The sequence below is a fragment of the Caballeronia sordidicola genome (assembly GCF_002220365.1).
Lineage (GTDB): Bacteria > Pseudomonadota > Gammaproteobacteria > Burkholderiales > Burkholderiaceae > Caballeronia > Caballeronia sordidicola_C.
The window spans coordinates 115,769-128,638 of record NZ_MTHB01000234.1; the positions used below are offsets into that span (position 1 = coordinate 115,769).

13 protein-coding genes are annotated in these 12,870 nt (G+C 58.6%); 2 read left to right on the plus strand and 11 right to left on the minus strand.

Going from position 1 to position 12,870, the window contains the following annotated elements; genetic code table 11:
• Window positions 1–227: 227 nt before the first annotated feature.
• From BSU04_RS32890 to BSU04_RS32935, 10 genes are all read right to left on the minus strand, one after another.
• Window positions 228–1,790, minus strand: coding sequence for a DHA2 family efflux MFS transporter permease subunit (locus BSU04_RS32890; protein WP_089164454.1), 1,563 nt, complete (start codon window positions 1,788–1,790; stop codon window positions 228–230).
• Window positions 1,791–1,865: 75 nt separating this feature from the next.
• Window positions 1,866–3,167 carry an HlyD family secretion protein gene (locus BSU04_RS32895; RefSeq protein WP_089164455.1) on the minus strand — a complete coding sequence of 434 codons (1,302 nt, stop codon included), beginning with the start codon at window positions 3,165–3,167 and terminating at the stop codon, window positions 1,866–1,868.
• Window positions 3,168–3,202: 35 nt separating this feature from the next.
• A complete protein-coding gene (locus BSU04_RS32900) occupies window positions 3,203–4,696 on the minus strand; it encodes an efflux transporter outer membrane subunit (protein ID WP_089164498.1) in 1,494 nt (497 codons plus the stop codon).
• A 41-nt stretch (window positions 4,697–4,737) separates the two neighbouring features.
• Window positions 4,738–5,175, minus strand: coding sequence for a MarR family winged helix-turn-helix transcriptional regulator (locus tag BSU04_RS32905; RefSeq protein WP_089164456.1), 438 nt, complete (start codon window positions 5,173–5,175; stop codon window positions 4,738–4,740).
• Window positions 5,176–5,435: 260 nt separating this feature from the next.
• Window positions 5,436–6,242 (minus strand): c-type cytochrome, encoded by an 807-nt coding sequence (locus BSU04_RS32910; RefSeq protein WP_089164457.1) that lies wholly within the window; start codon window positions 6,240–6,242, stop codon window positions 5,436–5,438.
• Window positions 6,239–7,867, minus strand: a complete 1,629-nt coding sequence (locus BSU04_RS32915; protein WP_089164458.1) for a b(o/a)3-type cytochrome-c oxidase subunit 1 — start codon at window positions 7,865–7,867, stop codon at window positions 6,239–6,241. The genes BSU04_RS32910 and BSU04_RS32915 overlap by 4 nt, the downstream gene beginning before the upstream one ends.
• On the minus strand, window positions 7,857–8,426 hold the full coding sequence (locus BSU04_RS32920) for a cytochrome C oxidase subunit II (RefSeq protein WP_089164459.1): 570 nt from the start codon (window positions 8,424–8,426) through the stop codon (window positions 7,857–7,859). The genes BSU04_RS32915 and BSU04_RS32920 overlap by 11 nt, the downstream gene beginning before the upstream one ends.
• The gene (locus tag BSU04_RS32925; RefSeq protein ID WP_089164460.1) at window positions 8,423–8,581 is read right to left on the minus strand and encodes a hypothetical protein; all 159 of its coding nucleotides are present in this window, start codon (window positions 8,579–8,581) and stop codon (window positions 8,423–8,425) included. The genes BSU04_RS32920 and BSU04_RS32925 overlap by 4 nt, the downstream gene beginning before the upstream one ends.
• Before the next feature lie 7 nt (window positions 8,582–8,588).
• Window positions 8,589–9,803 (minus strand): c-type cytochrome, encoded by a 1,215-nt coding sequence (locus tag BSU04_RS32930; protein WP_089164461.1) that lies wholly within the window; start codon window positions 9,801–9,803, stop codon window positions 8,589–8,591.
• A 35-nt stretch (window positions 9,804–9,838) separates the two neighbouring features.
• Window positions 9,839–10,453 (minus strand): c-type cytochrome, encoded by a 615-nt coding sequence (locus tag BSU04_RS32935; protein ID WP_089164499.1) that lies wholly within the window; start codon window positions 10,451–10,453, stop codon window positions 9,839–9,841.
• Between the two features lie 571 nt (window positions 10,454–11,024).
• Between BSU04_RS32935 and BSU04_RS32940 the strand changes: the two genes are divergently transcribed.
• Window positions 11,025–11,462 (plus strand): carboxymuconolactone decarboxylase family protein, encoded by a 438-nt coding sequence (locus tag BSU04_RS32940; protein WP_089164462.1) that lies wholly within the window; start codon window positions 11,025–11,027, stop codon window positions 11,460–11,462.
• A gap of 148 nt (window positions 11,463–11,610) precedes the next feature.
• Here BSU04_RS32940 and BSU04_RS46780 read toward each other — a convergent pair whose 3' ends face one another.
• Window positions 11,611–11,937, minus strand: a complete 327-nt coding sequence (locus BSU04_RS46780; protein WP_179258515.1) for a DUF4148 domain-containing protein — start codon at window positions 11,935–11,937, stop codon at window positions 11,611–11,613.
• Window positions 11,938–12,413: 476 nt separating this feature from the next.
• Here BSU04_RS46780 and BSU04_RS32950 point away from each other — a divergent pair, with 476 nt between their 5' ends.
• Window positions 12,414–12,869, plus strand: coding sequence for a (2Fe-2S)-binding protein (locus BSU04_RS32950; RefSeq protein ID WP_089164464.1), 456 nt, complete (start codon window positions 12,414–12,416; stop codon window positions 12,867–12,869).
• Window position 12,870 lies beyond the last annotated feature (1 nt).

The window sequence follows — 12,870 nt, forward strand, 5'->3', positions numbered from 1 at the left end:
GGTACTGCCTGAACGAGCAAGCAAAAACTCGCTGAGCCGGCCAGCGAGTTTTTGCATCTATGTTTTATTAACGTTATTTTGACTACGTTTTTTACTGCTGTCAAATGAACCATTCGTCGTCAAATAGCGGATCAAAGCCGTATTAACCCCTACGCAACGTCGATGTACGCGGACATTATCATTGTTTTTGCTAACTTTACAGAGCATCAGCCTTGGCGGCTTGAAACCTAGTGCCCCCCTGCTCCCGCAGCCGCTGCGCTGCCGTCCTTGCTCGGCTTCGTGATCCAGATAAGCGGGATGATCGCGATGAATATGACCGCGGAAAGCCAGAAGATATCGTTCAGTCCAAGCATGGCAGCTTGGGCGTTGAGCGACGATTCGAAGAATGCCATTGCTTGCGACGCGCTTCCTCCAAGCGTGTTCTGCAATGCATTGATACTCGCGACGAAGTTCGGATTATTGACACTCGTTTGTTCAGCCAATTGAGCATGATGAAGGATCGTCCGGTCGTTCCAGCCAGTACTGACGAGCGATGTGCCAACGGCGCCCGCGAAGACCCGCGTGAAATTCGACAGCCCTGCGGCAGCGGGTATCTTGTCTGCCGGCAAGCCGGACAAAATGATCGCCGTCAGCGGCACGAAAAACAGCGCGGTAGGAACGCCTTGCAGCAACGTAGGCATGACCAGGGTCCAGGTATCCACGCCTGTCGTGTAAAACGAACGCATGAAAAACACGCCGGCAAAACCGAGAAAAGCCAGCGTGGCAAGCACCCGTGCATCGCTCTTGGGCATGATCTTGGCCATCACCGGCGTAAGCAACACAGCAAAGATACCCAGCGGCGCGGTAGCGAGACCGGCATCGACGGACCGATAATTCAGGTACTGCTGCATCCATGTCGGCAAGATCACGAGGTTCGAGAAGAACAGCGCGTACGCGACTGAAATCGCGACGGTCCCCCCCAGGAAATTACGTCCCTTGAAGAGCCGGAGATTGATGATCGGATTTTTTTCCGTCAACTCCCACACCATGAAAAACACGAAGCTGATCAACGCAAAAATCCCCAACGCGACAATCACGGGCGAGGTGAACCAGTCGAGGTCCTTGCCTTTATCGAGCATGATCTGCAGCGAGCCGACCCATGCGATCAACGAGACCAGGCCCACTTTGTCGATGCGGATCCGCTTCACCGGCGTTTCGCGAGTCCGGTAAATTGCCCATGTCACGCCGGCTGCGAACAGGCCGACTGGAATGTTGATGTAGAAGATCCAGGACCACGAGTAGCTATCGGTGATCCAGCCACCCAGCGCCGGTCCGACGATGGGGCCTACCGTCGCGGTCATGGCCCACAATGCCAGCGCGTGCGAGCTCTTTTCCTTCGGATATGAACCAAGCAGGATGGCTTGCGAGAGCGGGATCAGCGGACCGGCGACCGCGCCTTGCAGGATCCGCGCGCCAAGCAGCACAGGAAGGCTGGGCGCCAGGCCGCACAACCATGAAGACATCACGAACAACAGGATCGCCCACACGAACAGCTTCACTTGCCCGACTCGTTGCGTGAGCCAGCCCGTCAGCGGGATCGAAATGGCGTTGGCCGCGGCGAACAAGGTAATGACCCACGTTCCTTCATCGACCGAGACGCCCAGGTTGCCTGAGATGGTCGGGATCGCGACATTCGCAATCGACGAATCGAGCACGTTCATGAACGTGGCAAGTGCAACGGCAAGCGTGGCAAGCGCCAGTTTCCCGCCAGTGAGTGGCGCGAGCGCGCCGGACTGAGACGACGTATTCATCACTGCTCCCAAAGATCCAATAAATCTGACTTATCAGATATTTTCCTAAAAAAATGCGCTGAGCCGCTTAGCCGCTTAGCCGCTTAGCCGCTCACCGGCGCCATGGAGTTGGGCTTGGTCGCGCTTCGCCGCAGTCCTGGGAGCGGCTATCGGTACTATCGGTACTATCGGTACTATCGGCATATTGTCGGCGATCACCTTGGCGATCTCCGCATCGGCTTGCGCGCCGTATTGCTCGAATACATCGGTCCGATAGGAGGTGTTGATTGCGGCGGCCAGTTGCGTACCGGATTCGTCGCGCGTTTGAACTTCGACATCCATCGACAAGCCAATGCGCAGCGGATGCTGCTGGAGCTCACGCGGGTCGAGCTGGATACGTGCCGGCAAGCGTTGCACGACCTTGATCCAGTTGCCCGTCGCGTTCTGCGCGGGCAGCACGGCAAACGCGCTGCCCGTGCCGGCGGAAAAGCCCACCACGCGGCCGTGATACTTGACGCTCGAACCATATACGTCGGCCGTCAACGTGACCGGCTGACCGATGCGCATGCGCCGCAGTTGCCCTTCCTTGAAGTTGGCGTCGACCCAGACACCGTCGAGCGGCACGATCGCCATTAGGGGTGTACCCGGAGCGACACGCTGCCCGACCTGGACCGAACGGCGCGCGACGTAACCCGTCACCGGCGCGGGCAAGGTGTTACGGGCATAGCTCAGGTAAGCATCGCGAACCTTGCTTGCAGCAGCCTGGACGTTAGGATGTTGTTCGACTGACGTGCGGTCGGTGAGCACGTGGTTCGCTTCAGCTTGCTGGCGCATGGCGTCGAGTGAGGCTTGTGCGCTTTTGACGGCATCGCGGGCATGCGACACGTCTTCCGCCGATACCGCCCCGGTGTTCTCCACGGCCAGGCGGCGTTGCAGGTCCGAGTTGGCGCGGGCGAGATCCGACTCGCGTTGCGCGATGCTCGCCGCATAAAAGTCGTTGTTGACGTAGAGGCTGCTTACTTCTCGCACAGTCTGGCCAAGCGTGGCTTCCGCATTACCGAGCGCAACTTTTGCGTCCGCTGAGTCCAGCGTCACGACCGGGTCACCGGCCTTGACGATCTGCGTATCGTCAGCGTTCACCGCGACAACCGTACCGCTGACTTGCGGCGTAAGTTGCACGAGATTGCCGCTGACGTAGGCGTCGTCGGTAGACTGGTAGAAGCGCGCATCGGTGTAGTAATACGCGCTGTAGGCTGCGGCCGAGATGACGACTGCTGCGCCGAGCAAGGAAAGCAGCAACTTGCGTTTGGTGCGTGGCGCGGCCTCCTGGGGTAAAGCACCCTTGGCTGCCTGGTGTGAATCCACCGCCGCGCGGTCGGACTGGATGGTATCGCTCATTGCAAATTCTCCTGACGGGTCCGTGGAATGCCGGCTCAGCGCGCGGCAACAGTTTGTGAAGACGAAGGTGTGCCAGTGTCGGAGCTGGTGTCGACATAACCGCCGCCGAGTGCCGCAGCGAGTGCGATCTGCTGGTCACGACGGTTCATTTTCAGATCGACGACGGCCTGGTCCGCCGACAACGCGTTCATGTCGGCGTTAAGCACGGTCAGTTGATTCGTGAGGCCGCCCTTGTACTGGAGAACCGCGAGTTCATCGGCGCGATGCGCGGCTTCCTGCGCGGTTTCTGCATCGACGAGTTGCGCGTCCGTCGACCGGACCTGCGCGAGTTGCGTCGCGACATCGCTTAGCGCGGTGACGAGCGTCTGGTTATAGGTCGCAACCGCATAGTCAAAATCGGCGTAGCGTCCTTTGAGTTGCGCGCGTAATGCGCCGGCATCGAAGATCGGCAAGTGGATCGCCGGACCGGCCGTTGCGGTTCTGCTCGCCGCCGTCAGCAAGCGGCCAAAGCCGAATGCGTCCAGGCCAATCGATGCGCTCAGATTGATGTCCGGATAGAACTCCGCCTTCGCTTCCTTCACATCATGCGTAAGGGCGTCCACACGCCAGCGTGCGGCGACCAGGTCGGGGCGGCGGCTGACGAGATCGGCCGGCAGGTTGTCCGGGAGCAGCACCTGGTCTGCGACGCCAAGCGTCGGGCGTTGGATCGTCAAGCCGCGATCCGGTCCTGCGCCAAGCAACGCGGCAATCTGATAGCGCGTCGTGAGAATCTGGCCGTCGAGCGCGGTCAAGGAAGCATGACTTGTCGCGACGTTTGCCTGCGCGGTCTTGCGCTCTACTTCCGTGTCCAGCCCGGTCGCAATCCGGCCCGCTGCAATACGTTCGATCTGATCGCGTTGCGCGACTTCTTTAGCAGCGATATCGCGCTGGTCGTAAAGCCGCGCAAGCTGGTTATAAGTGCGGGTAATCGACGTGGTCAGCGTCAGCTTCACGACTTCTGCATCCGCTTCGCTTGCCTGCGTTTGCGAGACCGCCGCCTTCAGCGCTTCACGATTCTTGCCCCACACGTCGAGGTCGTACGAAGCGGACGCGAGCAGCTTGTTTTCGGTCTGCCACGAACCCGCGTAAGGCGGCGGCACGAGCGCGGTGCCGGAATACTGCTGGCGAGTCATCGAATAATCCGCGCCGATCTTCGGCATGGTGTTGGCCTTCGCCGTTTCACCATAAGCATCGGCCGAAGCAACCCGGGCACGTGCCTGATCGAGGGATGGACTGTTCTTCAATGCTTCGTCAATCAGCGCTTTCAACTGCGCGTCACCGAATTGATTCGCCCAACCCGCAGCCGGCCAATGACCGTTCTCGGACGGGATGCTTTGCGTTGTCTCGTACGATTGCGGCTGGGCCATCTGCTGGTCGCTGTGAATGCCCGCATAGTTCGCGCACGCCGATAGCACTGCGGCAAACATCACCGATACGCCCACCGTCCATGCTCTCGAACTGATTGACTTCCGATTTAACTGTGATTTCATTTTCTGACCTGTCAGATAATTAGGTAAAAAAAACGGCTCACTCATTCTGCGAGAAATTTACGAAGCAGGCGGCGCAACTCTTCGAACTCGGTCTTGCTGAAATTCTTCAGGTGCGCGTTCAACACATCCGGTGCGACTTCCGGAATCTGGGCGGCGACCTCCTCACCCTTTTTCGTCAACGCCAGATTAACCACACGGCGATCTTCAAGACTGCGTGAGCGCTCCAGCAACTCCTTCGCTTCCAGCTTGTCGAGCATGCGCGTCATCAGACCGGTATCGATCCCCAGCAGCTTCGACAACTCGAACGGCGTTGCACCCAGACCGAGCGTGAGCGACATCAGGATACCCATCTGCTGGCTGGAGATATCCAGATCCTTCAATGCTGTATCCATCTCGACTGTCAGGATGTTGCGTGCCTTGTTGATCAAGAAACCGATGCTTTGAGTCGGACGAAAATTTTCCTTGCTGTAATGATTCATCGCTGCCTCCGGTGATGACCAGCATATTATTTGACATGTCAGATACTGTCAAGATGGTTTCATCGCATCAGGTCGTGGCGTCAGGCAACTGTAAGAAAGAAGGCCCGGGGGTGTCGCGTCACCTGGCCTTTAGACGCGCGCTGGCGAGCACATCGGGATCGCCATGAAGAAGCTCAGGATGCGCTTGCCAAAGATGTTTCAGGTCAGGTGAATCCCGGAAGCGGTCGCGAACACCAATCGACTCATTCCACATCAGTGGCTCAAGGTTGCGCTCCGGCATAGTAAGCCGCCGCTGCATCGATTTCAGCCGGTGTCATATTCCGCGCGACATTGCGCATCTGCCCGTTGATATCGTTATGGCGTGTGTCGTTCGCGAACGCTTGCAATTGTGCTCGGGTGTACGCAGCAGGCATCCCCTCGAGCCACGGGCTCCCCGCCTTGTGATCGATACCGCCATGGCACGACGCACAGGAAGCAATGTTTCGCATCGGTGCTCCACCTGACACAATCTCCGGCACGGGCACGGCCGGCGCTGCATCGGAGCGCAGCGCCACCGGTCTCGGCAAATACGCGTAATAAGCGGACAGATCGCGCATGTCCTGGTCGCTCAGGTTCGAAACCATGGGCGACATCACCGCATTACGACGCGCGCCGGACTGAAAGTCGAGCAACTGCTTGTAGATCACAGAAGAATACTGTCCCGCGAGATTCGGCGAGTTGGCATTGCTCATGCCCCGCACGCCGTGACACATGGTGCAACGCATGGACAAGGTCGCGCCGCGGCCAATCGACGTGCTGCTGGACTCCGCCAGCAGTTGCGGTGTCATGACAACCGCACTGGTTTGCACCAGCGGCACCGGCGTGGCCGACGAAGCGCGCAACCATTGTTGCGGCACGCCCGCTGCACTGCAGATCGCATTCCACACGCCCTGGAAAGGTTGATCGCTTTGCGCCGAAGGCAGCCATATGAAACCTACGGCCGCCGAGAATACGACGAGCGCGAGCATACCGCCAACGGTAACCGTGAACCACCGGTTGCGTAACGAGAACAGGCGTTCTTCGCTCATCGCTGCGGCCCTCCAATCTGAATCGCGGGGATGGACGTATCGGAGCGGAACAACAGCGAAGCGACCGGATAACCGTAGTTGAAGAGCGTCAGGCCGATCATCAGCGCAAGCCACAGGCCAAAGCTGTTCAACGCGACCGGAATGGTCTTCGATTCATGCACTGCTGTGCTGAATTTGTACTCTGCAACCACACTCCGCGGTCCACGATGGTTGCGGATCAGCACGATGAAAAACATCACTGCCGAGATAACCAGGATCACACCGCCAATAGTCGAGATGATTACCGACACGGCCTGTGCAGCGATCTCCGGGTCGGTGTAATCGAAGAAGGCCATGCGGCGAGGCATGCCTAGAATGCCGGCGAAATGCCATGGGAACGTCAGCACGATCATACCGATGAACCACAGCCACAACTGCTGGCGCATCAGCTTCAATTGTGTCATCGCTCGGCCGGTGAGATGCGGCCAGAGATCATAGGCGATCGCGAAATACATGATGACGATCGCCCCCCCGAAGATCAGATGGAAGTGACCGGTAACCCACTGCGTGTTGTGGATGGTCGAGTCGAGCTGGTAGCTCATGTTGATGATACCGCCCGCCCCGCCAAAGCCGAGCATCACGAACGAAAACGCGAGCGCCAGCATCAGCGGATTGTCCCAGGGCAACGCCTTGATCCAGCCAAAGCTGCCCCGGCCGCCGCGCAAACGCGCCGCTATTTCAACCGATGCGCAGATCGTGAACACCGTCAGCAAGGTCGGCACCGCGACGAGCGCCGTGAATACCGAATGCATGAACTTGAACCCCGAACCCACTTGCGGATCAGCGAACAGATGGTGGATACCGATTGGCATCGAAACCACCAGGAACAGGATGAACGAGATACGCGCCATCGAATCGCTATACAGGCGGCCACCGATCGCGCGCGGCAGGATCGTGTAATACGCTATGTAGGCAGGCATCAGCCAGAAGTAGACGATCGCGTGAAGCGACCACGAGAAGAACACGCGGGCAAGGCCGGCGTCGATCGTCGTCTTGAAGCCAAGCGCCACCGGCAGGATCTGGAACAGGATCTCGATGGCCGCACCGACCGCTGTCCAGCCCCATAAATAGGCTCCGGCCAAGGTGGCGAACATGGCCAGAGGTACCGGCACACCCTTATGCTCGCGTTTCCACACGGCAAGGTTGATCGACATCAGCGCGACCCAGATCCACGAACCCACCACCACCAACACAATGCCGATGTAGTAGAACGCGTTGCCGATCATCGGCGGGGAGAAGGGGTAGAGGACCGAGGCAAGGCCCATGGCGACGGGGACCATCGCGGTAACCGTGCCCACGGCCACGAGGATGAAACCGGCCCATGCCCAGCGCGCTCCGACCAGCGGTTTCTTCAGCGCGAGTTCAGTGACCGCGTAACCGAAGCCCATGGCAATCAGCGTCGGGAATACGTAGGCCATGGCCGAGCCGTGCGCCGTGACCGAGCGATAGTAGAGTTCCGGATTCTTCAGCCACGGATGCAGCGGGCTGCGCACCCACATTTGCCACGCGCCGAGCAGCAACGCGCCGCCGAAGCTGATGAAACCAAGCCAGAAATGCGCGAGAACGAGTCGCTTGCTATTTAACACAGCTGAGTCTCCGCGAACCGTTAGCGTTTGCCATCTTGAGGAAAGCCGTTTTATCGATCACCTTGACGTGCGCCCACATGCCCTGATGTCCCGTGCCGCAGAACTCATGGCAGGGCATCAGATGGTCGCCGGGCTGCGTGAAGGTACTCTTGAAGGTGGAGATATAACCGGGCTCGAGCATCGAATTGATATTCGTGTTCGTGATCAGGAATCCATGTATGACGTCCGCGCTAGTGGCGCGAAAGGTGATGGGCGTGTCGGTTGGAATCAGCAGGCATTGTGGCGTGAACGAGTACTGCTGCGCGACAATTCGTACGGTGACCGACCCATCCGCTTCAACCGCGCTGCCCAGGTTACTCTCAATGAACTCGCCGCTTACATTGAGCGTTTCAGGCCGTACGGTCTCCACTCTGGATGGCGGCATCATGGCCCAATGCAGGCCGGTGAAGATCGTCATGGCGACCAGCACGCAGAGAATGATGACGACAAGAAGCGCCCACTTGCGCTCGATGCGCGCGGCCATGTCGGCCGAAGCATGCGACGGGTGTTCAGTGCTCATTGGATAACGCCGCGGGGTAGGAAGACCAGGAAGTAGAACGCAAACCACAAGCCGATCACAATGGCCGTTGCCGCGCCAGCCAAGGCAATGGCGCCGTGCGGGCCGTCGCGCACGATCTCATCGACGGCGGCATCTTCTTTCTCGGAATCAGTCATGACGTCCTCAATAAAGTGGGGCTGAGCGCAACGTATTGACTTCCTTGACGCTCACCGGTGTGCCGTGATTACCCCAGGCCGTGCGGATATACGTGACCACTGCTGCGACCTCGACATCGGAAAGCGACTGAGCGAACGGCGGCATGCCGTAGGGCATCGGGTTCTTCTTCGTGCCCGGCGCATATCCGCCGTTCAGCACCATGCGAATCGGATTCACCGATGACGTCATCTGGATCGATTGATTGTTCGCCAGAGGCGGGAAATGCGGCAGCTTGCCCTGCCCTTGCGACGCGTGGCACAGCGCGCATTGGGCGTCGTAGATCTTTTTGCCCAGCGGCGAAAGACTGGTCTGTTGTTCCGCGACAGCGGCAGTTGCCGGCGCAGGCTTTTCGCCGGCGCGCGCAGGCAGCGTCTTCAGATAGACCGCCACTGCGCGAATGTCCTGATCCGTCAAATACTGGAAGCTGTCATACACGACCTCGGCCATCGGTCCATACACCGCCCCACGATTCGACACGCCCGACTGCAGCAGGTCCGATATGTCCTCGATGCTCCAGTCGCCCAGCCCCGCTTCCTTATTCGATGTCAGCGAAGGCGCATACCAGTTCTGCACCGGGATCAAGCCTCCTTCGAAGCGCTTGGAGGGTGAATTGCCGCCCAGTGCATTGATCGCGGTATGGCACATCGTGCAATGGCCGAGCCCTTCAACGAGATACGCGCCACGATTCCATTCGACCGACTGCGTGGTATCAGGCTGATATTCACCGGGTCTCATGTACAACATGCGCCATCCGTACAGCAATGAGCGCTGGTTGAACGGAAACCGCAATTCATGCGCGCGATTAGGCTGATGAATAGGCGGCGTGGACAACAGGTACGCGTAGATCGCGTCGGAGTCGTCGCGCGTGACCTTGGTGTAGGAGGCAAACGGCATGGCCGGATAAAGCAGCTGGCCGTCGCGCGCCTTGCCGGTATGCATCATGGTGTAGAACTCAGCCGAGGTCCACTTGCCAATACCGGTCTCTTTATCCGATGAAATGTTCGGCGTATAGAGCGTGCCGAACGGCGTTTCCATCGCGCGGCCACCGCCGAATAGTTTGCCCGCGGGTACGGTATGACACGCAATGCAATCGCCGGCGCGAGCGAGATATTCACCGCGAGCAATCACGGTGGGATCGGCGGCTCGTGCATTCAACGTCACGAAGCAAGCGCAAACAAGCATTAGGGCACGGAAACTGAACACGTCTATTTCCTCGCCTATTGATTAGGAACAGTGCCGCAAGCGAGCGGCATCTTGAGTGACCCCGCCGCCGCAGGCGCTGGATTCTCTGGCGCGGGCGACGAAGCCAGATACGCCGCGATAGCCGTGATGTCCCGGTCCGCTAGTTTCGTGGCGATGTCATGCATGCAATCGGGAGCGAGCGTGGTGCGCGTGCCGTAACGCCATGCGCCCAGCTGCGCGCTGATGTAGTCGGAGTGCAGGCCCAGCAAGCCCGGAACGGCTGGCTCCATGCCGGTCAGCGCCGCACCGTGACACGCAACGCATGCGGGAATCTTGCGTGACGCGGCACCGTTATTGACCAAGGTTTTACCCAGCGCAAGCGTCGCGGTATCGACAGTCACAGGCGCGGGCGCGGGAAATGGCGGATGCTCGGCGGCGAAGTATTCCGCAATTTCCATCAGATACGGGTCAGGAAGATAGGCCAATAAATAATTCATTGGCGGGTACTTGCGACGGCCGTCTCTAAAGGCGAGCAATTGGTTGTATAGATAACCGGCGGGCTTGCCTGAGAGCCGCGGATAATAGTCGTTGCTCGTGCCTTCACCCTGCGCGCCATGGCACGCCGCGCAAGCAAGCACGCGCGCCTGCATGGTGTCAGGCGCCTTCTCGGCCGGCGCCTCGCCAGCGGCGAATGCATGCAGGCTTGAACTCGCGAGCAGCACTAGTGTTAAGACGACGCTGCGTATGCCCACCGTTGTATCCCTCGATCGGGTTTTTGTGTCTGCAGTATTTCGCTACAGCTAATTTTTATAACCAGACAACTGCTCTGGTAGGTGAGCTTAAAGCACTTAAGCCAATTTGCCGAGCGCTAAGATTCACATGATTCCGCGCATTATTAATCATTATTGAGATGATTTAACATGCCGAAATAATGAGCTTGAACGTTCAATGATCCATGTCAAGGAACCCGCACTAATTCCCGGACTTTGGTTTTTTCTTTAAGCGTTTTGCTAGGGCGCGGATGGTTGGCGGGTTTAGGCAGAAGATAGTCAAGCCAGCCCCTTTCCATCGGGCTGGCACGCATAAGACGACGGGGCCGGGAGGCTTGCGTACTGGTTACCTGAATTTTAGGCCAAATCGGCTCTTTATAAGGTCCGGTCATACGCCTAATCTTACTCATGCCGCGCCGCATCGTGCATCGTTTAAATCAAAGGAGCCATCATGCAAACTCGTCTGGATTTCTATAAGGCCAAGCCGGCCGCCATCAAGACCCTGGTTACGGTGGAAGAGTACATCGGCAAGTCATCGCTGGAAAAGTCGCTGGCGGAACTGGTCCGCCTGCGGGCATCGCAGATCAATGGCTGCGCATTTTGCGTCGACGCGCACACGACCGATGCGCGCAAGGGCGGTGAGACGGATCGCCGGCTGGCAGCCGTGGTGGTGTGGCGTGAGACGCCGTTCTTCACGGATCGCGAACGCGCAGCGCTGGAATGGACCGAAGCGCTCACATTGGTCTCGCACGACCATGTACCCGATGCCGTCTGGGAAGCCGTGCATCCGCATTTCACTGAGGAAGAAATCGTGGACCTGACGCTGCTGGTGTCGTCGATCAACAGTTGGAACCGCTTTGCGATCGCGTTCCGCAAGATGCCGGTCTGATCAAACGAGCACGGCGCAGACGATGAATCGTTCTGCGCCACGACGAATCATCGCGTATGGCTGGCCGATGTTGGACAGGCATGGACCGTTGATTCCCAGCAATAGCGTTTGGTAGTCACACGACCACCAACGCCGCGGACCACCCTGTTCACGAGCCAGCATAGATATTGCAGAAGCTGACAGGACCGACACAGGTTTCAGGACTTTGCGTACCACCCATCCTGGCGCGCGGCGCGCTAGCGTTCGAGCCGGCGGCAACACCGCCATACGCGTTCGCGTTTTTCTGCTGATTCGCTGCCTGGTTCTGAAACACCGGGGGGATATCCGGGTACGATGCATTCGACACGTACTCCGAACCATTTTTCTGCGCTTGCACCAATTGCTGGCGGACTTCGGAACGGGTCAGTCCTTGCGCGAAAGCGCTTGAGGAAACAAGAACGGCGGCGGACAAGGTAAGCAAGGCAAGTGTCTTCATTTTCGACTCCAGTGTGTTTAACGGGTTGGTACCAGGGCTAACCCATTTCCTGCCGGATTTATTCCTGAGTCGTCGAAAATAAATAGATGCATGGCTGCACGACACCACCGGACCTGCGTGCTTGACGGCGCTGGTCTGCGTGTCGATGAACGATACCGAATTCGAGCCGATCGAGACCACTGCGATCGTACGATGGTCCGCCGGGCAACCCATGCCATGCAGCGGGCACGCAGAACCGTAATGAAATTGGAAGACATGGCGATTCACCTCGAAGAACTGGCGTGAAGAACATCAATGCGAGCGCCGCCCCGTTCTTCAAACATTGATTCCGTGACTTTTTTCTCAGGCGGTAAAAGACAGCGTCGGTCACGCTCAGTCAAGGCCTACGGGCAATTCAGCAAGAATCGTCGTAATCTTGTATAAGGTTTGCGATTAAGAAGGACTATAAAAATCCCCCACGACAACTGGAGTTGCAGATGACTATCCTTTCCATCAACGGCGAATCTCACACCATAGACGCCCCACCCGACATGCCGCTTCTCTGGGTGCTGCGCGATCTGGTCGGTCTCACGGGCACCAAATTCGGCTGCGGTATCGCGCAATGTGGTGCGTGCACCGTGCACCTCGACGGCCAGGCGGTGCGCTCCTGTGTGCTACCGATCGCGGCGGTGGGTGAGCGCAAGGTGACGACCATCGAGGCCGTCAGCACCACGCCCGCGGGCAAACAAGTGCAGGAGGCATGGCTCGCGCTCGATGTTGTGCAGTGCGGGTACTGTCAGTCGGGTCAGGTGATGTCGGCGGCTTCGCTGATCGCCTCGAACCCCAACCCCACGGATGCCGATATCGACGCGGCAATGGCGGGCAACATCTGCCGCTGTGGTACGTATAACCGTATCCGTGCAGCGGTCAAGCACGCCGCCAAGGGGGCGTGAC

Excerpts from the sequence above, each read along its gene's own strand:
- BSU04_RS32890 (WP_089164454.1), bottom strand. The coding sequence starts at position 1,790 with ATGAATACGTCGTCTCAGTCCGGCGCGCTCGCGCCACTCACTGGCGGG.
- BSU04_RS32900 (WP_089164498.1), bottom strand. The coding sequence starts at position 4,696 with ATGAAATCACAGTTAAATCGGAAGTCAATCAGTTCGAGAGCATGGACG.
- BSU04_RS32935 (WP_089164499.1), bottom strand. The coding sequence starts at position 10,453 with ATGCAGGCGCGCGTGCTTGCTTGCGCGGCGTGCCATGGCGCGCAGGGT.
- BSU04_RS32910 (WP_089164457.1), bottom strand. The coding sequence starts at position 6,242 with ATGAGCGAAGAACGCCTGTTCTCGTTACGCAACCGGTGGTTCACGGTT.
- BSU04_RS32940 (WP_089164462.1), top strand. The coding sequence starts at position 11,025 with ATGCAAACTCGTCTGGATTTCTATAAGGCCAAGCCGGCCGCCATCAAG.
- BSU04_RS32925 (WP_089164460.1), bottom strand. The coding sequence starts at position 8,581 with ATGACTGATTCCGAGAAAGAAGATGCCGCCGTCGATGAGATCGTGCGC.
- BSU04_RS32920 (WP_089164459.1), bottom strand. The coding sequence starts at position 8,426 with ATGAGCACTGAACACCCGTCGCATGCTTCGGCCGACATGGCCGCGCGC.
- BSU04_RS46780 (WP_179258515.1), bottom strand. The coding sequence starts at position 11,937 with ATGAAGACACTTGCCTTGCTTACCTTGTCCGCCGCCGTTCTTGTTTCC.
- BSU04_RS32905 (WP_089164456.1), bottom strand. The coding sequence starts at position 5,175 with ATGAATCATTACAGCAAGGAAAATTTTCGTCCGACTCAAAGCATCGGT.
- BSU04_RS32950 (WP_089164464.1), top strand. The coding sequence starts at position 12,414 with ATGACTATCCTTTCCATCAACGGCGAATCTCACACCATAGACGCCCCA.
- BSU04_RS32930 (WP_089164461.1), bottom strand. The coding sequence starts at position 9,803 with ATGCTTGTTTGCGCTTGCTTCGTGACGTTGAATGCACGAGCCGCCGAT.
- BSU04_RS32895 (WP_089164455.1), bottom strand. The coding sequence starts at position 3,167 with ATGAGCGATACCATCCAGTCCGACCGCGCGGCGGTGGATTCACACCAG.